The following is a 22,673-nucleotide window of genomic DNA, read 5'->3' as shown; positions in this document are numbered from 1 at the left end:
CGTTGGCTGAGTGGAGTCGAAGTCACAGGTACTTTAAAAGTAATCGCGATCGCATACTGTCTATAACCCATTCCCGATCGCAAAAAATGCTGACCAGTATTTAGGATGATTGAACTGCGATGACTTAATCAGCGAAATTTGCGCTCTGTGCAATGCTTCAGCAGTAGTAACATTACCTGTTTTTAGTTCCTTATAAAATGCTTCCATGAGTGCTTGTGTCCCTGCATCATCAACTGACCAGAGAGATGCGATCGCCTGTTTTGCACCAGCTTTCTGAATCTGATAGCCAAAGCCCAAAATCTCGACACCACTACCGAGTTTGCCAACCCCAGTCTGACAGGCGCTGAGGACAATTAATTCCACATTGGGAATCTGCCAATTAGTCAGTTCGTTCAAGCGAACTTTATCACCATTGCCAAAGATGATGAACGAATTTTCAGGCGCACCATCATTAAACTCAGCATGGGTTGCAAAATGGAGAATATTGTAGCTGTTGAATTTTGATTCAGTATTGGCACGGCTAAAGTCATCCTCTATTAAAGTAATCGAATCCTGAAATGAATTGGCGATCGCTAGCACTTCCTTGAGCGTAGCAGGTAAGCCCTGTTGTCCAAACTTTGTGGTTCCTGCCTTACCTCCAAACGCTCCTGCGAGAATCCGTGGCTGCGTTCTAGGTTTGGGCGAGAAGTCGGAAAGTGTATAGGCAATGAGGTTGCTAATGCGATATTTTTCGCCGAGCCACTGCTTGCCGTCATTGAGAGCGCTTAGGGGAATATATCGCAAAATACCATCAGGGGCATAGAGGATTGTCTGAGCTTGAATTAGCTCTGTCTCAATAGGTTTAATTAATAGCTTATAGAGCGCAATTGCAGGTTCTTTATAGTCTTCAGATCCAGCATCGATCAACCCAGATTTGAATTCAGCAACTAACGCTTCTAATTTATCTTTAGTGATATTGACGGTGCGCTGGATGGGGAGATTCTGCGATGAAAAGAGGATGATTTCTAAGCGATCGCCTAAAATGAATGGATAGAGTAATACAGTTCCCTTGGGGATTTGGTTGAGATAGTCGGGAACTTTATTGATTTCGGTTTGGGGGAGTTGCAGAATCTGATTAGATAATTGAGTATTGATATCTTTACTATTATCAAAGCTAATCGCTAATAGCTTATCGCTAACAGCTTTCTCTGGTTCTAAAAGCCTGACACCTTTTGCCGTGCGATCGCTACCTTTGATGTTTTTAAAATAGTCCTCCAGTTCCTGCAACTTCAGTAAATCAAGGACTTGTAATGCTTCCATAACTCGCCCTTGTTTGAGCAATAGATCCGCGAGATGACGATAGCGATCAGCTACGGTGGCTAAATAGGATTGACGATCTGTTTGGGTGAGATTACGAATATCCTTACGGATAGCTTCGGTGATATTGATTGAAGACTTGTAGAAAGCGATCGCTAAGTGATGTTGATTGAGATTAACTAGAGTCTCGGCAATCTCGGCATTTGCCTGTGCTTCTCCCCTACGTTCACCAATTTCCCGCATAATTGTGAGATGCTGCTGATACAAATCTAATGCTTTTTCATATTGTTTGAGGGCATAGTAAGCATTGCCCAAATTGCCCAAGGTTGCACCTTCCGCTTGACGATCTTTGATATTACGGACAATCTCTAAATTCTGTTGTAAATACTCAATGGCTTTTTGATGCTGTCCAAGGGTATTAAAGGTATTGCCTAGATTGCCCAAAGTCGTGGCTTCACCATTGCGATCGCCGATTTGCTGATAGATGACTAGCGCCTGTTGGTATACATCAGTGGCTTGCTGATATTTGTTCAAGTATCCATAGGCATTACCCAGATTTTCGAGTGCTTTCGCTTCACCACGACGATCTGCGATCGCTCTCACAAGCTGTAAACTCTGCTGGAGCCATTCCACTGCTTTTTGATATTGACCTAAATAAGCATAAGTATTACCAATATTCCCCGTAGCATAGGCTTCTCCTTGGCGATCGCCGATGGTTTTGGTGGCGGCTAAATATTGCTGATAGAAGTCTAAAGCTTTTTGATATTGTCCGAGAGCCACATAGTTATTGCCTAAGAGTCCAAGGCTGAGGCTTTCACCTTGGCGATCGCTCAGGTTTTGAGAAATTTTGAGTGCTTGCTGCTGGTGATCAATTGCCTTTTGATATTGTCCCAAGGCAAAGTAAGTAGTTCCTAAATTATTGAGTACTTTTACTTCCAAATTGGGGATTTGCAATTGTCTTGCAATCTCGAGACTTTTGTTAAAAGAACTAATGGCGCGATCGTACTGACTAAAAATCACGTAGATATTACCTATTAATAAGCGCACATTGGCTTGATTGGGATAGTCGTTGATTTCTTGATAAATCTGTAAAGCCTGCTCAGCAGATGCCAAAGATTCCCGAAACTGACTCAATTGCGCCTGTTGAATGGCTTGGTTGAATAGGCGAGCAGCTTCAATTTTGCGCGATTGCATCGGTTGAGCTTGGACAGTCATAGATGACATTGTCAGCGATAAACCAAAACCGCAACTATAAATTCCAGTTAAAACGAATGTGAGCCAATATGATTGAGAAGCCATAGCAGCACCTTAATTGTTTAATTGCTTACAACCCATTGCCGATCGCAAAAAATGCTGACCAAAAATAGGGATGATTGTAATTTGAAGACTTAATCAGAGAAATTTGCGATCGCCTTAATGCCTCCGCAATGGGAATATTACCCTTTTGTAACTCCTTATAAAAAGCATCCATAAGTAACTGTGTCCCCGTATCATCAACCTTCCACAGAGATGCGATCGCAGATTTTGCGCCTGCCTTTTGTACTTGATAGCCAAATCCCAAAATTTCGACCCCTTCCCCCAATGCCCCGATCCCTGTCTGACAAGCACTGAGAATGATCAGATCCACATTGGGGATATCCCAATCGCTAATTTCATTTAATCGAATTTTGTCGCCATTCCCAAAAATGATAAATGAGGTGTCAGGTGTACCAGTATTAAACTCCGCATGGGTCGCTAAATGCAAAATATTATGGTTTTTAAGTCGTGATTCAAATTCTTTACGACTGAACTGTTCTTCTTTGAGCGTGATGGAATTTTGAAAAGAATTCGCAATCGCCTGTACTTCTTGAATCGTGGCTGGCAATCCCGCTTGTCCAAACTTCTTCTCGTTACCCTTGCCACCAAAGGCTCCAGCGAGAATACTCGGCTGCATTTTGGCTTTGGATGTAAAGTCGCTCAGGCTATAGGCAATCAGATTGCTAATGCGATATTTCTCAATTAACCAATGCTTGCCATCGCTAGGTTTTGCTTCATATAGAGCCGAGAGGGGAATATATCGCAATAGACCATCAGGAGCATAGAGAATTGTCTCCGTATTTGCCTGCTTGAGTTCTGTCTCAATTGGCTTAATTAAGAGCTGATAGAGTTGGATCGCTGGTTCTTTAAAATCTTCAGAACCTGTATCTAATAAACTAGATTTGAAATTTTCGATTAAGGTTTTCAAATCATCCTGTTTAATATTGACAGTACGGCTAATCGGCGGCTGGTTTTGAGAGAAGAGAATTAGCTCTAACCGATCATCGAGAATTAGTGGATAGAAGAGAACAGTTCTCTGAGGAATCTGTTTGAGGTAATCAGGAACTTTGTTGATTTCAGCTTGGGGTATTTGTTGGATTTGACTAGCAAGTTGGCGATTGAGTTCAGCGATTTGGGCAAACTTAACTGTGGAAACATCACGAATAAAAGCCTGCTCCACGTCTAATAGTTGAATTCCCCGTAATGTTCTATCGGTTCCCTTAATATTTTTGAGATAGTCTTCCAGTTCTTGCACCTTGAGTAAGTCAATAACCTGCAAAGCTTCCATAACGCGACCCTGTTTCAGTAAAAGGTCAGCAAGACGGCGATAGGAACTCTCAATAGTAGATAAGTAAGACTTTTGATCTTCCTTACTCAAACCACGGATATCTTTGCGAATTGCTTCACGCACATTTATTGATCGCTTATAAAACAGAATTGCTAACTCAGGTTGTCCCTGTTGGGAGAATAAATATCCAAGCTGACTCAGGGCGCTTCCTTCGCCAGCGCGATTGCCCATTTGAATAGCCGTAGCTAATGCTTGTTGATGATAGTCAAAGGCTTGATCAACTTGCCCCAGTGCATTGTAGGCAGTGCCTAAACTGCTGAGGGCAGTTCTGATGCCATCGCGATCGCCAATTTGTTTAGCAATTTCCAGACTTTGCTGGTAGTAGGCAACGGCTCTCTGGCTATCACCGAGGGCGCGATAGGAAATTCCGAGATTGTTTAATGTCCGTCCCTCCGTATAGCGATTACCAACTTCACGGGCAATCACTAGGGCTTGCTGGAAATAGCCGATCGCTTTGGGATATTGCCGAAGACTGTTATGGACAATTCCCAAATTATTTAAAGTATCAGCCTCACCACTACGAGCGCCAACTTGCTTTTTGATCGTTAAGGATTGCTGGTAATAATCAATGGCTTTCTGGTACTGCCCCAGCGAGTCGTATGCCCCACCAAGGGTATTTAAGGCATCGGCTTCACCATTGCGATCATTAATTTGCTTTTTGATGACAAGGGCTTTTTGATATTGCTCAATTGCTGTTTGATACTTACCAAGACCATCGTAGGCAATGCCAAGGGCAATATACAAATCTGACTCACCATCGCGATCGCCAATTTGCTTTAAGATGGGCAAACATTTTTGATAATAATCAATTGCCTTAGGATATTGTCCGAGCAGATTGTAGGCATTGCCGAGGTTGCCTAACGAGCGACCTTCCCCATAGCGATCGCCAGTTTGTTTTTTAATTGCCAAAGCTTGCTCATGATATTCGATGGCTTTGGTGTACTGACCCAATAAATAATACGCGACCCCTAAATTAGCGAGGGAATTACCCTGATTATTGCGATCGCCAATTTCTTGAGCAATGGCTAAGGATTGCTGATGATATTCAATAGATTTTTGATACTTGCCTAGAGAACTGTAGGCATTACCAATATTATTGAGGGCATTACTTTCCCCTTTTCGATTTTTAATTTCTCGATAAATTTGCAGCGATCGCTCAAAAATGGGTAATGCCTCACGAAACTTGCTCACTCGATTTAGCTGATTACCCTGCTCTAGCAGTCGATCTGCTTCAGCTTTAGGATTTGTCTCTGTCTCAGCTTGTGCCTGTACTTCCACACAGTTGAGCATTTGCATAGGTAAGCCAGTCACCATCAACAAAACCGCAATACCAAAACCCTTACGCATAGGATTAAGCCTTTCTGAAAACTGCTGCCACTGAATATTACAAGATTTCCTCGAATCTACAAAACAAAAGAAGCGACGCATTGCATCGCTTCTTGGCATAGGCTTATGTCAGCCATACTGCAATTTACGAAATACGTAATAGTTCTACATCAAAAATTAAGGTGGCATTAGGAGGAATGACTCCACCTGCTCCACGAGCGCCATAGCCTAGGTCTGGAGGAATAATCAAGGTACGGCGATCGCCAACACGCATATCTGCCAAGCCTTCATCCCATCCTTTAATTACCTGACCAACGCCAAGCTTGAAGGAAAAAGGACTATTGCGATCGCGAGAACTATCGAACTTAGTTCCATCTTCGAGAGTACCTGTGTAATGTACAACGACGGTATCGCCCTTCTTAGGTGTTGCACCTGTACCAGCAGTGATTACTTTATATTTAAGCCCAGTGCCAGTTTCTTTGATTTCGGAATCACTCATATTAATTAAAGGTGCTTCTGCTATTTTTACTTCTGTTTGATTTGGTACGCCTGTAGAGGGTACACCTGTAGACACGCTAGCAACTGCGGTCTGTGCACCCGTAATTTGGGCAAACACAATGACCAATACAGCAACTGCCATAATGCCAAAGCTAATCAAAATTCCTTTCAAGGCTATATCTCCAATCAATTACGTGATGACTTCGCTTTTGGCATCTTATACCAATTAAGTGAAGTGTGACTATACTTCACTTAATCAAACGTGAGTTAGATACAGCGCTTTGCGCTTTCTCAAAACCCAGATAAATTTTGAAAAAGCTTGCGAAGCAAGCTTTTTCAAAATTTATCTGTACTACTACAAACCCTAAATAGGCTGTATCACCATTTACAGCGCTTTGCGCTCAAAACCAAACCAAGATATTTTTTGAAAGGCTTGCTTTGCAAGCCTTTCAAAAAATATCTTGTGGTTCGTTTGATCGAAAATTGCTGTATGCCCTGCAAAGCATGGTGCAAATGGCGGAAAATGGTAAGAATCGCTTTGCAATTCTTACCATTTTGCACTTTTGTCGAACTAACTAGTCCAAAACAAAAAAGAGCCCGCTAAGCGAACTCTTTTTAATGATGCCAGGAACGAGATTTGAACTCGTGACACGTGGATTTTCAGTCCACTGCTCTACCAACTGAGCTATCCCGGCTGGGCGCTTTTTTTAGCGCTTGATTAAGATAACACTATTTAGGATTTTCAAGCAATAGTTTTTCAAAATTTTTTCAAAATTTAGTTCTTGCCCCTAAACAACAAGTTCAGGTAGATAAGGATGGGTGGCGCGAAGCGCCGCCCATCCTTATCTATGAACCTGTAACTAGCCAAAATACTGATCGCAATCCGTCACGCAAAGATTTAGTTGGACTTTCAGACTTGATGGTTGACGGAATAGTAACGGGATACATCTCAATACCGCGACTCCCCAACACAATTTTGCCAATTACCAGCGCACGGGGCATATGAAAATCTGATGTAATCACATAGACATCTGTAATATTACGTTTCTGAAGCTCTTTAACCATGATTGTAAAGTTAGAAACGGTATCTACAGCCCGATAGTCTAAATGGATGCGACTTCGATCTACCCCTGCACGATCAAATACATATTTGGCATATTCCTCTGGACTGCCTGATGAAACAAAGATGGGTAATTGTGGATGTTGTAGTGCAAATTGAGCAGCAAATTTTTCACGGCTGGGAGAACCGCCTAGTACCAAGATTGCCTGTGGCTCTCTTGTAGATGGACTGGCAATGATTGGGGGCAAGCATGGCAAACCAAAGATCATGCACCCAGAACCAATTAACCCAGATAAAGCTGTCATGGAACTCCCTCTAGGGAAAGGGTTAATCATCATCATTTTTGTGTTGCGAACCAGCAAAATATTATCTGCATGATGGAACAATATGCAACAAGATTTTGTTAAGAGACTGTCTCTTTGAGACGGTCTTTATACGGCTGAATCAAAAGAAATTTTTAAAAGTATTGCTTTGCAACACTTTTAAAAAAATTTTGGTTTGGACTTGAGCGCAAAGTGCTGTAACAAACTAAAAATCTAATTCGCGTCTGCCCTCGATCGCTTTGGCGAGTGTTACCTCATCTGCATATTCTAAATCACCACCCATAGGAATACCAAAGGCAATCCGCGTAACTTTTGTAAAGGGTTTTAATAATCCGCCCACATAGAGTGTGGTAGTTTCTCCTTCGACACTGGGGGCGATCGCCATAATTACCTCAGTAACTTTATTACCACTGACGCGACGGACGAGGCTTTGAATATTTAATTGATCGGGGCTAATGCCATCCATTGGTGAAATGAGACCACCGAGCACATGATATTTGCCGCGATATTCGCGAGTTTTTTCTAGGGCAATGAGGTCACGAGAGTCAGCGACTACGCAAATAATCGAATTATCGCGACTAGGATGGGCGCAAATCTCGCAGATGGGTTCCGCCGATAAATGACCACATACGGTGCAACTGCCCACTTGTTGCTTGGCTTGAATTAATGCTTGGGCAAGGGCTTCGATCTCTTCGGTGGGACGCTTGATGATGTGAAGGGATAAGCGTTGAGCAGTTTTTGCACCTACTCCGGGGAGACGCTGCAATTGTTCGATGAGATTAGCGAGAGGTCGAGTATACAAAACAGCGAAGACATAATGTAACGTTACTAATTTTAACGTTACAGCGCTTTACACCGACTTGAAACACAGAGAGATTTTTGAAAGCGCTGTTTCGCCGCGCTTTCAAAAATCTTTATTGGTTGGTTTTGGCAAAGCGATTTTGTAAATCGTAGGCTTCTCGCTCCATGAGATTATTTTCGTACTTTTGTTTGGCGCGTTTATATTCCACAAAATATTGATAGCCAAACTGATCTAATCCTCCATTTTGGGCGCATTGGCGTACATGCACCATTTCATGAGCTAGTACTGCCAACTGTTTGGGATCTTCAGATTTGTATGGATCGCGAAGATAGATGCGATCGCAATAGGTTTGGGCGATCGTCTCTACTTTCCCAAAATGGACAGCGACATTGCCCAAGATCCAGCGATCCATCATTTGAGCATCGTAAATCACGGTGACACGGTCAATATAATCGATGAAATATCGCCTTAGATAGCGTTTCTGGACATTATCGAGAGGTCTGCCTTCACCATTTTTAGAGCGCATCGTTCTTGCCGCCGCTTGATAGGCGATCGATCCCGCCTGTCCCCAAGCTTCCTCCGCTAGGCTAGATTTTGCCTCCGAATTCGCAAAAAAGCTGAGATCTGACACCCCAATTGCGGTTACTAATGCTAGGGTCAACAAAATTAAAAAGCTGATTCTCCGAATGCTATTCATTAGGAATTACTGAGCTTTACGCTTCTAGTATAGATAGAGGTTGTTAGTTGGCTCTACCTAGACAGACAATCTCAACTATTAATTAACTATTAGGGCAGAACTAAAGCTCAAAAGGGAGTTGCGACGCTTCGCGTCGCAACTCCCTTTTGAGGCTTATAAAGTAGCCCAGAGAAATTTTTGAAAGCACTGCGAAGCAGTGCTTTCAAAAATTTCTCTGGTTTTCATGTCAGCGCCAAGCGCTGTAACTAACTATTTGGATTTAATTCGTTAGATACAATTACTACAGTGATATTGTCTCGACCACCACGTAACTTTGCCGCTTCGACTAAGGCTTCGGCAGCTTGTTGGCAGTTACGAGTATTCTTGAGTTGGTGAGTGATGCGATCATCGCTTAGTTCCTCAGTTAAACCATCACTACAGATCAAGAAGCGATCGCCAGGTTGCCACTCGATATCCTGTGCTGTAATTGATTTTAAGTCTTCACGCCCCAAGCATTGTAGGAGCATATGTCGCCAAGGATGGCTTTTCGCGTCGTCGGCATTGACTACCCCCGTTTGAATCGCACGGGCAATCCATGTATGGTCATCACTGATTTGTTCTAATTTTGCTCCCCGTAAACGATATAGTCGTGAGTCTCCAATGTGGCAAAACCACGGCTGTTCGTCACGAAATAGTAATAAGACTACGGTTGTTCCCATGTCTGAGCGCACAGGATTAGCCATTTGATCATTAATAATGGCTTGGTTTGCCTTGTCAATCGCATCCTGCATCAGCTTTTGAGGTGTTGTTTCGACATCCCAAAGTGCGTCTAAACATTCACGGATGGAATCGACAGCAATCTTACTTGCTATCTCGCCCCCTGCGTGTCCTCCCATCCCATCAGCAACTACAAAAAATCGTCCATCAGGATCGATATAGTAAGAATCTTGATTGGCTGATCTGACACAGCCCGTATCTGTTGCTCCCGCAAATAGACGCTTCATGTTAGGTGGTTCGACTCGACGTATTGAATTAACCAGTTCTGCTACCGCAATCTTTAGTTTAACCTTCACAGGTAAAAACTACAGTAATATTCATAAACTATCATTAAAATCAAATTTAGTATTTGCAATGCTTTAAGCATTGCAAATACTAAATTTGATTTGTAAGCAAATCATCGTTCAGGACGATCAATTCGCGATAACAATCGTAATAAGATTAATACAAAAACTATGGCAAAGAGTGTTGCCATGATCGCGGGAACAAACCAGCCATTAACTAATAAAAGGGTGGCACATGATAGGCAAGTTGCTCCTAAAAGGGCATAGATTGCGCCGATGCCGACATTACTGAGGCGACGTAATAGGCGATCAGTTTCTTGGGATTTGATTCTGACCCGAATATCACCACGTTCGAGTTTGGCGAGGGTGTCATCAATTCGACGTGGTAAGGCGATCGCTGTATTACTTACCTGAGCGGCTTGTCTACCCAGCTCACCGAGAAAAGCGGTAGATAAATTACCTGACTCCTTATTACTGCCATTTTCCATAAGATTGGTTGCGTAGGGTTTTGCGACTTCCATAAAGTTAAAACTAGGATCAAGTCCTTTGCCCAGACCTTCAAGGGTTGAGAGTGCCCGCATGACAAAGGTAAAGGTGGCGGGAAATCGAAATGGTTGGTCATAGGCAATATCGTACAAATCATCACTGATCGCTGCAACCGATTGCTTATCCATAGGTTGCCCCATGAAGTTGTCGAGCATATACTGCACCGATCGCCTAATTGGTCCAATGTCACCTTTGACTTCTAAAGCGCCTAATTCAATTAAGGAATTAACCACTGCCTCCGCATCTTTTTTGGCGATTCCAAAGAAAGTGCGCAGTAATTTATCACGGGTGATGGTTTGGATCTGTCCCATCATTCCGAAATCATAGAAAATCAGTTCACCTTTGCCAGTAACTGCTAAGTTTCCGGGATGGGGATCGGCATGGAAAAAGCCATGATTGAGCAATTGTTCGAGATATGACTCTGCACCGATGCGAGCAATAATTTTGCGATCGATCCCTGCGGCTTCAAGAGCTTCATAGTTACTTACCTTGATCCCCGGCATATATTCTAGAGTCAGCACTCGTCGTGATGCGTAACGCCAATAAACTCGCGGAACCATAATGCGGCGATCGCCTCGAAAATTACGACGAAAGGTATCAGCATTACGACCTTCGTTGAGATAATCTGCTTCCTCGTAAAGGATTTTGCGGCATTCTTCATAAATACCAACCCAATCACGTCCCCGTCCATACTTGGGATGATTTTGAAAATACTGTGCAATTTTCTTGAGAATACCTAAATCGATCGCAAATAATTTCAATAATCCCGGACGTTGTACCTTAACCACGATTTCTTCGCCCGTATGCAGTTGTGCCTTATGCACCTGTCCTAGGCTTGCTGCGGCAAGGGGGACAGGATCAAAGTAACCAAACATTTGGTCAACGGACTTGCCTAAATCTGCCTCAATAATTTGCTTCGCCTTTTCCGCAGTAAATGCAGGAACCTTGTCCTGTAACTTAGATAATTCCTCAACGGACTCCGTTGGCAAAATATCGGCACGGGTGGAAAGCAATTGCCCAACTTTAATAAATGTGGGTCCCAGTTGTAGCATGGATTCCCTTAGCCAAATTGCCCGTTTTCTAGTGCGTTGTTTGACTTTGGATTCAGTTTTGCCCCCGATATAGCTCCATTTTTTGCCATCGAGCCAGATCATCCAAGAAAAGGTGAGAACAGTACGCCAGATGTCTATGGTGCGGGCGAGTTCAGAGTAGTTGTCACGACTCCAGCGATAATTGGGTTCAGAAGATAAAGCTGACACGGCTCACTAACGATGGAAGGACTGCTAAAACTTGTAACAAACCTTTACATCTTAACCTGAATATTTACACTTTTTAATATTAGGAAGCAAGTGTATATCCATTGAGAGAGTGCGCCCCTTAGGGGCGCACTCTCTCAATATTCTCAATAGTTAATGTCTTAACTAAACTTGATCCTATCCTACAGCGCGATCGCGACTGAGTTCTTTAGCTTTATAGAGTGCGCGATCAGCTCAAATCAGTAAATCCAAGCTAGAGCCATCTTCAACTGTCCTTGTTGCAATTACACAGCTTAAGGTCACAATATTACAGGTTTTTGAGCTTTTATGGGGGATATCCAGCGCACGGACATTGCTGACAATTCTTTCGGCAACAGATAAGGCTGTCTTAAAGTCAGCATCAGGAAGCACGACGGCAAACTCTTCTCCACCATATCTACCAGCTAGCTCTCCACTCCGTACAGATTTCCCGATTGCACTAGCTACTTGTTTTAAGCAAGAATCCCCAGCCTGATGCCCATAACTATTGTTGTATAGCTTGAAATGATCGATATCACAGAGAATTACTGACAGATCTTTTTTAGTGTTGAAGTTTTTGAGGAGAAAGAGATCAAAATAACGACGGTTAGCAATTTAAGTCAGATCATCGATATTTGATGCATAGCGAAACTGTTCACTCAGATAAATGATCGAAATAACACTGCTGAACAGAAATGAGAATACAGAAGGGATTATGGGGAGCCATAAACTTAATGTAACCTGAGTTCGGGTTAAGAGTGAGAGGGTAAAACCCATTCCATATGCAAAGAAGGCTTTTTGGGTTGATGACAATAAGCAAACGCGAGTTCGGGATAATTTGAAACGGGATTTGAGAGGGAGTTTGCTACGCAAACTCCCTCTCAAATCCCAAAAGTAAGAGCCTTGCTTAGCAAGGTTCTTACTTTTGGAGTTTTCAAATTTGCCAGCTTAACGCGAATTGACGTTAATTATGCTTAGTCACTTACTAGACTCGAAAATGTTATTGCTGGATAGGAGTGAGTACAGTAAAGTATGAACAATTTTGGTGAATACTCGATTTGTTCCACAACTTTATGCTTTTTGGGTGGATTTATTTGCAGAGAAATGAGTAGCGTAGGACATTTATTGCTAATCTTGCGTTAACTTAAGGCAAGATCTTGGGATCTTTAGAAACAATTATCGCGGAGTCGCGTTACCTGTCATTTTTTATGGAAGCTTTTAATCCGATTCCTCCAGAGTGGGTCGAAAAGGCTACACACGCCAGTAGTTTTTGTTGTCCACGCTGTAGTCAACCTCCAAGTAAAGCTGAAGCGGTGTGGGTCAATCGCCGATCGCCTGTTTACACGGAAAATCATCAACGGAAATGGCAAGAATTTTATAAATGCGAGTGCCAAGCAGCTTGGTGGGCTTGGAGTAACGATCGCCCACCTTCAGAATTTAGCGATCGCTACCTTCGGAACAATTACGACGATACCTTAAGTTAGCCTTGAAATTGAGTACATGAGGAGATCGCAAATTGCCTTAGTTTTAGCTTTGTTTTTTGTGGCAGGGGCATATGCCAGCTTTTTGCCAGACTGGACAGGCTTTTATACAGTATTTGGTATCGGCTTTGGTTTATCGCTGCTGGTTCCTGCTGTCTGGCGTTTAGGTCCTAAGCGTTGGGTATATCTACTTGCAACATTGATAGCAATTTTTGCTTGTTTTTATGTGAAACTGCGCACGCCCCAACCCCAAGCTAACGATATTTCTAAATATGCACCCATATCGAATGTGATTGTGCGGGGACAGGTGGTGGAACCGCCTAGTCTAACTCGCAGTGAAAGGGCAAAATTTTTGCTAGAGGTGCGAGAAATTAATCCTTCTGGTAAATTAAATCTTAAGGATATTAGTCAAAATCCTGATCCAGCAACAACTCCAACTACTAGCACTACAGAAACGAAGTCCGATGAAGCAAATAAGTTTGTTGCAACTGCGGGCAAGTTATATGTCACTGTGCCATTGATTGAGGTGACAGGTTTACGGGCAGGACAAGCGATCGAACTTTCAGGAAGATTATATTTGCCTAGTCGTGCTGATAACTTTGGAGCCTTTGATTTTAAGTCCTACTTAGCGCGTCAAGGTGTATTTGCAGGGCTAAGTGGGCGATCGCTAATTCTCCAAGGTGATCCACCCTCCTTTGGGGAATGGTGGTTTATTAGTAAGATTGTCCGTGCCCATGTGATGGGGGCAGGTGTGCCAGAGGGTTCCTTGCTTAGCTCTTTAGTACTAGGTAGCCGTGCAGTGGACTTGCCGAGCGATCTCAAGGATGAATTTATTAATGCGGGATTAGCGGCAGTACTGGCAGCTTCAGGCTTTCAAGTCACGTTGGTATTGGGAGCTGCGATCGCGATTAGCCACAATAGTTCACTGAAACTGCAATTTTTGATTGGTAGCCTGTGCTTGGGGGGATATTTACTCCTGACAGGCGCTAGTCCCTCGATTTTACGAGCAGTTGTTATGGGCTTCGGTAGTTTGATTGGTTTAGTCGTACAGCGTCGTAGTCGTCCCGTGTTGGGTTTAGTAATTACAGCGGTATTGCTACTGCTCTATCAACCACTCTGGATTTGGGATTTAGGTTTTCAGTTTAGTTTTCTTGCCACCTTTGGACTACTCACCACCTCACGTTCGATTTCCGAGCGTTTAGAATGGCTACCCCCAGCGATCGCAGAACTAATGTCTGTACCGATCGCAGCATATATTTGGACATTGCCTTTGCAATTGGTTGTATTTGGCAAACTGACACCCTATAGTCTGCTAGCTAATGTTTGTACAACACCTCTAGTGTCAATATCTACCTATGGCGGCATTATTAGCGGGCTATTAGCAATTATTTTTGTACCGATTGGTGCGGGTATTGCATGGCTACTTTATCCCTTGCTGCATTGGACAATTGACATTGCTCAATGGGTTAACACGCTACCTAATGCCAATACCAATGTTGGGGCAATTCATCTCTGGCAAATGTTGCTTGCCTATGCGTTATTCATAGCAATTTGGCTTGTGCCTTGGTTTGGCAAAATGCAGCGCTGGACGATTGCCTTTGTTCTTGCCTGTGTGGTGTTATTTGTCCCCAATGCGATCGCCCAAGCAAATGCATTTCAAGTGACATTACCTGCATTTAATGATGTGCCGATAATGCTCATCCGTAATCAAAATCAAACAGTACTGATTAATAGCGGTGATCGGCAATTTGCCAGTTTCACCCTGCAACCACTATTGCAAAAATTGGGTATTAATCGTATTGATTGGGCAGTTTCGACCGATACGCAGCCAGATATCAGTGACGGATGGAACACGCTTATGTCTAGTTCTGTAGCGATCGCCCAGTTCCGCGATATTAGCCTTGGTGTTACGCCTAAGCCCTATCAAGACCTCCAACAGTCTCTGTCCACGGCAAAGACTCCCTTAGCTTCACTCAAAGTGGGTGAAACTCTCACGATTAATAACCAAATCGAGGTGCAACTACTCAATCAATCACCAGCTATTCTCAAAATCAAAACGGGTGAGCTATCTTGGCTAATGCTTGCTAATGCTGACCAAAAGGCACAACAGGTGATCATTGGTCAAAAAGACTTACTACCAAAATTATCCGCGAATATTCTCTGGTGGACAGGCGGGCAAATTGATTCCAAGATTTTGGAAGCGATTAGTCCTAAAATTGCGATCGCTTCAGCCACAAGTGTTGTTGAGGAAATAGTCAATCAATTCTATGAAGCCAAAATTCGCGTATTTTGGACAGGCAGAGATGGTGCAATTCAGTGGACTCCTGACAAAGATTTCCACACTCTGCGTGATCAACAAGACGCGCGATCGCCAATTTGATTAAAGATATAAAAACATTATGGAATCGCAACTACAGCAGCTAAAAAAGATCCTGACTGATCGGACTTTTTGGATATTTGCAACTCTTAGCTGTTTGGCGATCCTTCACCTGTATAGTGTCTGGAAAATATCCGAAAGAGTACCATCTTTACTTAACTTCTTGGGATGGTTTAGTATTGGCTTTTTGCTGTGGAAACGGAAATTTAGGCTCAGATTGCGTGGCAGTCTCACTGCTTCAATTTTGGGAACAATTTTAATCCTATGGATGATCATCAGACATAGTTTGGGACGATATTATCTATCAAAAATTGATGTTTTATATGGCTTCTTCCCTGTGATTACTTGTATCGGTCTACTCCTAGTAACTACAGGATTTAGACGCTTAATAAATTACAAGAATGAAATTTTAGTTGCAACCCTTATTTCTTTGCCCTATGCATCTTTATATAATATATTAAAGCCGATTGTAAATATTGATGCCCAGTTTCTCAATTTTATGCTGCACTATTTCGGCTTCCAATCTATTAGGCAGGGTGCTGTTATTTATCTCCAAAATGGAGCGGTTGAAATAATGCCTAGCTGCTCTAGTGTGGGACCCATATTAACAATGCTTCCCTTTATCGTTGTTTTATTAAGTATTTATCCTACAAGTAAAACCAAACAAATCTTTATCTATATAAGTACGGTTTTTTTAATTGTTTTTATTAACAGTATTCGCCTATTTTTATTAGCAATACTTTTAAATCAAGGTGATATAAATAATTTTAACTATTGGCATGTTGGAGGAGGTGCAGGGATTTTCTCAAATCTGATTGTTTTTTTGATTGGTGGAATATCCTATCAAGTATTGAATAAATCTTCTAAATATAATCAAGATGAATCAGATAAACTTAGCTCAAGGATATAAATATCAAAAATCAAGATTGAAATTCCTCAAGAATATTAAGACGTCTTGCTTAGTAATCGCCTGTACTTCAAGCTTTGTTGCTATTAGCATTTGTCTGTTCAATCTTAATCTTAAAACTCGCTCAAAATTACAACTGCCTAATCAAATATCTTTGGCTAATTGGCAATTTAAAGAAAGTAAAATTTTAAATATTTCTTTGGATAATGATGCTACTTCTGCTCAACAGTATTTATATGTATCATCGTCACGAAATGTTTTAAGAGTTGATGCAATATATACCAATGGAACAGTTTCGATTTCTAAATCATTAGAAATGATTGGCGTAAAATCCTCTAACAATAATCTAAGTATGCGGTATTTAGATAAAGTAGGATATTATGCTTTATTCTCTGATAAAGAACGGGCTTACTTATCATCATGTATTAATTCACGTGGTATGACGACTGCTACTGAAGAGCAGTTTATTAATAATCGTCCCCTTGAGATGACTTGGAGTCATATTAGTGCTTATTTAATGGGAACTAGTGATTTATTCGATGATCGCTGTTTATTTACAACCATATCGATACCAATAGAAAAAAATGATCTTGGGCAAAATAGCAGCTCTTTAGATAAAAAATATCAAACCTTAGAAAAAGTATGGATTAATTGGCATCTTTACTGGAAAGATAATTTCCCTAAGGAATAGTACTTTTTCAAAAAATCAATTCCATCAATAAATTGGAGATAGTTATGCAAGATATTCAAGTGCCAGCTATGGGTAGACAGACATTTACTTTATTAAGAGGTGTTGGCTATTTCTTACTAGCTTTATTCATTTTAGATCTTTTAACAATTGTCCTACCATTAAAATTTACTGATGCCGTTTGGGAGCTAAATACTTTTGGTCAAATTGTTGAAAGAGTTCCACTATTACTACTATCATTCCCCTTGATCTTTTTTGGTGAATATAGTGCGCGTATAAAATGGGAACAGATAGCTACAAAAGTTATTTCTTGGCTAGCTTTGGTGATGGCAGTGTTTTTCTTCCTCGGTGTTCCTTTAGATATTGTCAATACGTTCCGTGTTCAAACTATTCGTCAAGGCGATATCATCGCTAAAACTGCTCAACAAAATAGTCCTTTACAAGCGATCGCTGAGCGTTTGAACAAATCAAATACTGACAATGAAATTCGTGATGTTTTAAAATCTCTAAATCCTCAACAGCAGTCATTAGTCGCCAAAATACCCAAGCCTCAAGAGGTTAAGAAAAAGCTTTTAACTGAGATTAATACATCGATTAATCAGACGCAGTCGCAATCCGATGAAATTAAAAGAAGGATTAGTAACGCGCTTTGGAAAGATTCCATAAAATGGGCGATCGCGGCAGCCCTGTCTGGGCTATTTCTTGTCTATATTTGGATACAATCTAAATGGGCTAGGGTAGGTATTAACTATTAGTAATTATTGACTTTTCTTTCTTAGCAAACCTTTTATAACTTATTGTGAAAGCAATCCCACTTTATGAATCAGCGATCGCTATTATTTTCTGTGCTTCTCTCTAGTCTTACCGTTGCTGCCCTACCAGCTCAGGCTCAGTATTCAGGATTAGGTAAAGATAGCCTCGATCCTGCAATTCTTAAACGCTATGCACCAACGGCACTACCGCCTAGTGTCACCCGTCCGATTGAGTCCATTCTCGATGTGCGATCGCCAGGGTTAGGGATGGTCACACCCGATGGCAAGCGGATGTTTTTTACTTGGGGAATTACAGGAACAGTGCAGGTGTGGCGGCTCGATGGCGCACAAAAATTTCCTGTGCAAGTGACGGGAGGGCAGGATGCCACAACGATCGCAGGCATGACTCCTGACGGTAAATACCTGATCCTATCTCGCGATCGCCAAGGCGAGGAAAATCCGGGACTATATTTGCAATCGACCAATGGCGGAGAGTTAGAAGTTATCCAGCACCTAGCAGGTGTGCGTACCTCACTGCAATATATTGGCAATGACTCCCGCACGATCTATTTCAGTGCCAATGATGTTAAACCCGACTCCAATACAATTTATCGCTACGATTTGCAAACCAAAAAGAAAGTGCCAATTTCTGGCGGCGATGGGATTTGGTGGATTGCCGATGTGTATGTGAATCCGAAAACAGGCGATCGCGAAAAATTTCTCTTTGCAAAAGCAACGGGTAGCCAATCGCAGGAATATTACGAATACGATGTCAAAACTAGAACCACTACCCCTCTCATTGGTCAAAAAGAGAAGGAAGAATATGGCATTCAATATGGTGTAAACGCTGACGAATATTTAGTACTAACTCCCAAATTTAGTGAGTTTCGTCGTCTTTATAGTTACAAAAACAAGCAATTTACGCCCATTACCCCAGAGCTAAAAGCGGATGTTGCTAGCTTTGATATCGATGATCAACGCCAACGCATTCTCTACTCGATTAATGATGGCGGTTACACAAGGGTTAAGGCGATCGCCACCAATAACTATGAGGCGATCGAGCTGCCTGAATTTGCGAATGCAGATCATATCTATACAGGTTTAACTACCCGTAATGGTCGCTTCACCACCATTGGGGTAGAAACTGCCAAAGCTCCAAGACTTAGCTATGTATATGATTGGCAGACTAAAAAACTCACGCAATGGGTCTTGCCTAGCACCCCCGAAATTGACACCAGTAAATTTACGGCTGCTAAGCTAGAGACCTACACAACGCGAGATGGGACAAAAATCCCCATGTTTGTCTATCGATCGCCCCAATGTGAAAATACTCCCCAAAATCCTCTGGAAAAGCCTTGCCCCGTAATTGTTCATTTTCATGGGGGGCCAGAGGGACAAAGTACCGCAGGTTTCAATCGCTATGCCCAGTTATTTGTGAATGCAGGCTTTGTATTTGCGGAGCCGAATGTTCGCGGTAGTGAGGGCTATGGCAAAACTTGGCTCAATGCTGATAATGGACGCGATCGCCTCAAAGTAATCACTGATATCGAAGACGCATCAATCTATATCCGCAAAAACTGGCAAGCTAACGGAATCACTCCCAAAATCGGTATTGTCGGTGGTAGCTATGGCGGCTATTCGGCACTAGTTGGGATGTCAAAATTTGCAGGTAGTTATGATGCAGGTGTCTCGATTGTTGGCATTAGCAATCTACTCACGTTTTTAAATAACACTGCTCCCTATCGCCGCATTTTACGAATTAGTGAATATGGCGATCCTGTTAAGGATCGGGATGCACTGATTGAACTATCGCCTGTGACCTATAGCGATCGCATCAAAGCCCCATTACTAATCATCCAAGGTGCAAACGATCCGCGAGTCCCTGTCGGTGAAGCGATCCAAATCCAAAAAATTCTCGAACAGAAAAAAATCCCTTCACAATTAGTCATCTTCCCCGATGAAGGTCACGGCTCTAGCAAGCGCAGTAATCAAGTCCTAGAAATTGGCTATACCCTAGACTTTTTCAAAAAGCATTTACAGAACAATCATGAAAATAAATAGTTTTAGCTTTAACAGTAATAGCCGAAACCTAAATATTGAAGAAGTTTCCTTTGAAAACTTAAACCTATTAGTAGGTGCTTCTGGTGTTGGAAAAACGAGGATCCTTAAGGCACTTAATTTTATCTGTAATGTTGCCCAAGGCAAAGTTCAATTATTGGAAGATGTAAAGTGGTCTATTAACTTTTCTCACTTAAATAAAAACTATCGTTGGAGTCTAGAAGCTGAAGTCTCAAATTCTATTTATGATCCTTTTACAAGTGAGCCAGAACAAGCTGAAATTTTGGATGAAAAAATTATTGAAGTTAATAAATCTAATGAGATAGAGATTTTACATCGTACTAGTAAAGTATCCAAATTAAACAATCGAAAGCTTCCAAAACTCAAGAGGACTGAAAGTGCAATTACTATTCTTGCTGAAGAAGATGCTATCGCACCTATAGCTGAAGCTTTTAAAAGATTTATTTTCAACGAAAATCCTCAAAGTGCTATTGTTTCCATGAAATCAGCACCCAGCAATGTGCAAATACCAGAATATTTGGACTTAGATGATTATGAATATCGTACTTATTTACAAAAACTCAAGTCAGACCTTGTTGATGCACCAACATTACTTAAAGCATATTATCTAGAATCACTTTTCCCAAGAGTATTTAATACAATTAAAGAAATTTATATTGAAATTTTTACTTCTGTAGAAAACATAAAGATTATTGTTGATAGTGAAGCTCATGATAGATATAATCTTCTTTTTGAGATCAAAGAAAATGATTCAGAGAAATGGATTTCACAATTCCAAATATCTTCGGGTATGTATCGGGTATTAACTTGTTTAGTGGAAATTATAGCTGCGCCTGAAGAATCTGTAATTGTTATTGATGAATTTGAAAATAGTTTAGGTGTTAATTGTATGCCTCAGCTAACAGAGTTAATTCTAGATATGTCCCTAGATTTGCAATTTATACTTACTAGTCATCATCCATATGTTATTAATAATATCCCTTGGAAAACTTGGCAATTAGTATCTAGAAATAATGGAGTAATAAGATCCAGAAAAGCTATAGATATTCCTACACTTAATACAGCATCTAGCTTAGATAAATTTACGCAACTAATTAACTTACTTGAAAATGAGGATATTGCTGCGTGAACCTTTTGTTTTTAGTTGAAGGAGGTAAGACAGAACCTAAAGTATACAAAGCTTGGTTAACTCATTTTTTCTCCAATATTAACTTTGTAGATAAGCCTGAAGATATGACAGATAATTCATGTCGGATAATTGCAGGGAATGGGTATCCCAATATGGTTAGTTCACCAAAACTCTATGGAGGTCAATCATTATTGGAGCAATGTTTACTTGATATCAAAAACTACAATAATGTAGATCATTTTTTTATTTGTATAGATTCAGAAGATGACACTTATCAAGATCGATTTGCAGAGATTAAGGTGAAGCTCGAAGAATTTAAAACTAAACTTGGTATAAATGAAAATCAGTTGATACAGTTTCATATTATTATTCAGCATTGCTGTATTGAAACTTGGGCTTTAGGTAATGCAGATATTCCAAATCAATATATAGCTAAAGGTAATTCTGAATTTTTCTCAAATTTTCAACCTTATTACGATGTTCTTGTCAACGATCCAGAGAAGATGAATTATCCAACCAGTTATCCGACAAGAGCAAGATTTCATGAAAAATACTTAAAGCAGTATTTACGAGAATTTGGATTGTCTTATAGAAAGGAAAAGCCAAGAGCTATTGAAGATAAAAAATATTTTGATGCTTTGATAAAACGATGTGAATTAACCAATCATTTATTGAGCTTAAAGTATTTGTTGGATATATGGGAAAAAATATCTAAGCCATAAAAATCAATCCAAGCTATTGATACTGTAAGTCCAACTGAATACTATCTAAATATTCATTAAAAAAGGAGGTCTTAAATTAATAAGACTCTCCTTTTTCAAAAGCTTTGATTAGGGCTTAAGCGTTAACTTTGCCGTAGAATACGCCGCGAATGATTACTTCCTTAGGCTCAACACCACCGAGGTCATTGTCAGAGGTTTGTTCGGTCTCGAAAGTACCAGCGATTTCGCCAGTATCAGCATTCAACTTAGCAATTTGCAAGGATAGAGTACCCTTAGAAGTCGAGTCATCCTTAACGCTGCGGTTATCGAAAGAGTTACGCTTTGCAGGTAAAGCTTCAGCAGCGTCATAACCGATCGCTAGACCACGACCCTTAGGATCGATAAAGCCAGAACCACGATAGGTAGGAACATCAGTTGTACCAACGAAGTCAACAGATGTAGTCAGACCATTTACACCAGGGTTTGTGGTTGCCTTATAACCCTTGATGGTGAACAAAATCGCTACCAATTCACCACCAGGCATTTTGACAGTGATTGGTTGATAGTCTAGACCATCGGTTTCTACCAGGCTCAAGCTACCATCGCTATTACCAGTAACAGTTGCCTTTACAAAGTCAAGACTAGAAGTAGAGCGAGTCATTAACTTGCTAGCTACGAACTCAGGTTTTTTGCGCTTGTTGTTCGATTCTTCTTTGACATAGAAGGAGGTTGGCTCTAAGCAAAGGTCGGTAATTTCGACAGACTGACCTGCACCAACGGGAATAAAGTTACGACCACCGCGAGAAGCACCCAAAATGTCACCACATTTGTTTGCTAAACCAGTATTTACAATTTGGTCATAGGTCAAACCTGGGGGGACAGCAGCAAAAGTAGTGCTAGCAAATACACCACTAGCTACTAACATGCATAAACTGATACACAATGTAAAAATTGCTTTCGTAAAACTACGAAATTTCATAAATAACCTCTTTTTAATTTAACGGGTAACATTTTAGACTTCGGATATGCAGCGTTTTATACCGCATATTCTAG

General features: G+C 41.2%; 18 protein-coding genes and 1 tRNA gene. 8 read left to right on the top strand and 11 right to left on the bottom strand.

Translation table 11 applies throughout. The features are described from left to right. Nucleotides 1-60: 60 nt before the first annotated feature. The 10 genes from NMG48_RS02950 to NMG48_RS02905 all read right to left on the bottom strand — a co-directional run bounded on the left by NMG48_RS02950 (nt 61) and on the right by NMG48_RS02905 (nt 12,061). Complete coding sequence (locus NMG48_RS02950) at nt 61-2,595, bottom strand: CHAT domain-containing protein (protein ID WP_271253913.1); 2,535 nt, start codon at nt 2,593-2,595, stop codon at nt 61-63. 25 nt (nt 2,596-2,620) lie between these two features. Further along, nucleotides 2,621-5,287 carry a CHAT domain-containing protein gene (locus NMG48_RS02945; RefSeq protein ID WP_271253912.1) on the bottom strand — a complete coding sequence of 889 codons (2,667 nt, stop codon included), beginning with the start codon at nt 5,285-5,287 and terminating at the stop codon, nt 2,621-2,623. A gap of 124 nt (nt 5,288-5,411) precedes the next feature. Continuing rightward, nucleotides 5,412-5,936 (bottom strand): FKBP-type peptidyl-prolyl cis-trans isomerase, encoded by a 525-nt coding sequence (locus tag NMG48_RS02940; RefSeq protein ID WP_271253911.1) that lies wholly within the window; start codon nt 5,934-5,936, stop codon nt 5,412-5,414. 450 nt (nt 5,937-6,386) lie between these two features. Further along, nucleotides 6,387-6,459 (bottom strand) — tRNA-Phe (locus tag NMG48_RS02935). 151 nt (nt 6,460-6,610) lie between these two features. Then, complete coding sequence (locus NMG48_RS02930) at nt 6,611-7,129, bottom strand: YdcF family protein (RefSeq protein WP_271253910.1); 519 nt, start codon at nt 7,127-7,129, stop codon at nt 6,611-6,613. Nucleotides 7,130-7,352: 223 nt separating this feature from the next. Beyond that, the gene (gene recR / locus NMG48_RS02925; RefSeq protein ID WP_169364255.1) at nt 7,353-7,949 is read right to left on the bottom strand and encodes a recombination mediator RecR; all 597 of its coding nucleotides are present in this window, start codon (nt 7,947-7,949) and stop codon (nt 7,353-7,355) included. A 112-nt stretch (nt 7,950-8,061) separates the two neighbouring features. Next, nucleotides 8,062-8,646, bottom strand: coding sequence for a DUF4157 domain-containing protein (locus tag NMG48_RS02920; RefSeq protein WP_271253909.1), 585 nt, complete (start codon nt 8,644-8,646; stop codon nt 8,062-8,064). 245 nt (nt 8,647-8,891) lie between these two features. Next, a complete protein-coding gene (locus NMG48_RS02915; RefSeq protein WP_271255231.1) occupies nt 8,892-9,629 on the bottom strand; it encodes a Stp1/IreP family PP2C-type Ser/Thr phosphatase in 738 nt (245 codons plus the stop codon). A gap of 170 nt (nt 9,630-9,799) precedes the next feature. Further along, on the bottom strand, nt 9,800-11,491 hold the full coding sequence (locus NMG48_RS02910) for an ABC1 kinase family protein (protein WP_271253908.1): 1,692 nt from the start codon (nt 11,489-11,491) through the stop codon (nt 9,800-9,802). 231 nt (nt 11,492-11,722) lie between these two features. Beyond that, the gene (locus NMG48_RS02905; protein ID WP_271255230.1) at nt 11,723-12,061 is read right to left on the bottom strand and encodes a diguanylate cyclase; all 339 of its coding nucleotides are present in this window, start codon (nt 12,059-12,061) and stop codon (nt 11,723-11,725) included. Between the two features lie 653 nt (nt 12,062-12,714). Between NMG48_RS02905 and NMG48_RS02900 the strand changes: the two genes are divergently transcribed. The 8 genes from NMG48_RS02900 to NMG48_RS02865 all read left to right on the top strand — a co-directional run bounded on the left by NMG48_RS02900 (nt 12,715) and on the right by NMG48_RS02865 (nt 21,641). Beyond that, the gene (locus NMG48_RS02900) at nt 12,715-12,990 is read left to right on the top strand and encodes a hypothetical protein (RefSeq protein WP_126387950.1); all 276 of its coding nucleotides are present in this window, start codon (nt 12,715-12,717) and stop codon (nt 12,988-12,990) included. Nucleotides 12,991-13,006: 16 nt separating this feature from the next. Continuing rightward, on the top strand, nt 13,007-15,367 hold the full coding sequence (locus NMG48_RS02895; RefSeq protein ID WP_271253907.1) for a ComEC/Rec2 family competence protein: 2,361 nt from the start codon (nt 13,007-13,009) through the stop codon (nt 15,365-15,367). Between the two features lie 19 nt (nt 15,368-15,386). Then, nucleotides 15,387-16,274 (top strand): archaeosortase/exosortase family protein, encoded by an 888-nt coding sequence (locus NMG48_RS02890; protein ID WP_271253906.1) that lies wholly within the window; start codon nt 15,387-15,389, stop codon nt 16,272-16,274. Continuing rightward, on the top strand, nt 16,243-16,962 hold the full coding sequence (locus NMG48_RS02885) for a cyanoexosortase A system-associated protein (RefSeq protein WP_271253905.1): 720 nt from the start codon (nt 16,243-16,245) through the stop codon (nt 16,960-16,962). Before NMG48_RS02890 ends, NMG48_RS02885 begins: the two co-directional genes overlap by 32 nt. A gap of 44 nt (nt 16,963-17,006) precedes the next feature. Next, on the top strand, nt 17,007-17,714 hold the full coding sequence (gene hpsJ-A / locus NMG48_RS02880) for an HpsJ-like protein, cyanoexosortase A-associated (RefSeq protein ID WP_271253904.1): 708 nt from the start codon (nt 17,007-17,009) through the stop codon (nt 17,712-17,714). Nucleotides 17,715-17,777: 63 nt separating this feature from the next. Beyond that, nucleotides 17,778-19,772: a S9 family peptidase gene (locus NMG48_RS02875; RefSeq protein ID WP_271253903.1), complete on the top strand. Its 1,995-nt coding sequence runs from the start codon at nt 17,778-17,780 to the stop codon at nt 19,770-19,772. Continuing rightward, nucleotides 19,759-20,919: an AAA family ATPase gene (locus NMG48_RS02870; protein ID WP_271253902.1), complete on the top strand. Its 1,161-nt coding sequence runs from the start codon at nt 19,759-19,761 to the stop codon at nt 20,917-20,919. The genes NMG48_RS02875 and NMG48_RS02870 overlap by 14 nt, the downstream gene beginning before the upstream one ends. Continuing rightward, on the top strand, nt 20,916-21,641 hold the full coding sequence (locus NMG48_RS02865) for a hypothetical protein (protein WP_271253901.1): 726 nt from the start codon (nt 20,916-20,918) through the stop codon (nt 21,639-21,641). Before NMG48_RS02870 ends, NMG48_RS02865 begins: the two co-directional genes overlap by 4 nt. 115 nt (nt 21,642-21,756) lie before the next feature. Here the strand turns inward: NMG48_RS02865 and psbO are convergent, their stop codons facing one another. Continuing rightward, nucleotides 21,757-22,599, bottom strand: a complete 843-nt coding sequence (gene psbO / locus NMG48_RS02860; protein ID WP_271253900.1) for a photosystem II manganese-stabilizing polypeptide — start codon at nt 22,597-22,599, stop codon at nt 21,757-21,759. Between the last annotated feature and the right edge of the window lie 74 nt (nt 22,600-22,673).

It is taken from the genome of Pseudanabaena sp. Chao 1811 (assembly GCF_027942295.1).
Lineage (GTDB): Bacteria > Cyanobacteriota > Cyanobacteriia > Pseudanabaenales > Pseudanabaenaceae > Pseudanabaena.
This window is presented reverse-complemented; position numbering and strand designations above follow the sequence as displayed.

Coding starts and splice junctions, on each gene's coding strand:
- NMG48_RS02950 (WP_271253913.1), bottom strand. CDS start 2,595: ATGGCTTCTCAATCATATTGGCTCACATTCGTTTTAACTGGAATTTAT.
- NMG48_RS02945 (WP_271253912.1), bottom strand. CDS start 5,287: ATGCGTAAGGGTTTTGGTATTGCGGTTTTGTTGATGGTGACTGGCTTA.
- NMG48_RS02930 (WP_271253910.1), bottom strand. CDS start 7,129: ATGACAGCTTTATCTGGGTTAATTGGTTCTGGGTGCATGATCTTTGGT.
- NMG48_RS02920 (WP_271253909.1), bottom strand. CDS start 8,646: ATGAATAGCATTCGGAGAATCAGCTTTTTAATTTTGTTGACCCTAGCA.
- NMG48_RS02915 (WP_271255231.1), bottom strand. CDS start 9,629: ATGAAGCGTCTATTTGCGGGAGCAACAGATACGGGCTGTGTCAGATCA.
- NMG48_RS02900 (WP_126387950.1), top strand. CDS start 12,715: ATGGAAGCTTTTAATCCGATTCCTCCAGAGTGGGTCGAAAAGGCTACA.
- NMG48_RS02895 (WP_271253907.1), top strand. CDS start 13,007: ATGAGGAGATCGCAAATTGCCTTAGTTTTAGCTTTGTTTTTTGTGGCA.
- NMG48_RS02890 (WP_271253906.1), top strand. CDS start 15,387: ATGGAATCGCAACTACAGCAGCTAAAAAAGATCCTGACTGATCGGACT.
- NMG48_RS02885 (WP_271253905.1), top strand. CDS start 16,243: ATGAATCAGATAAACTTAGCTCAAGGATATAAATATCAAAAATCAAGA.
- hpsJ-A (WP_271253904.1), top strand. CDS start 17,007: ATGCAAGATATTCAAGTGCCAGCTATGGGTAGACAGACATTTACTTTA.
- NMG48_RS02875 (WP_271253903.1), top strand. CDS start 17,778: ATGAATCAGCGATCGCTATTATTTTCTGTGCTTCTCTCTAGTCTTACC.
- NMG48_RS02870 (WP_271253902.1), top strand. CDS start 19,759: ATGAAAATAAATAGTTTTAGCTTTAACAGTAATAGCCGAAACCTAAAT.
- psbO (WP_271253900.1), bottom strand. CDS start 22,599: ATGAAATTTCGTAGTTTTACGAAAGCAATTTTTACATTGTGTATCAGT.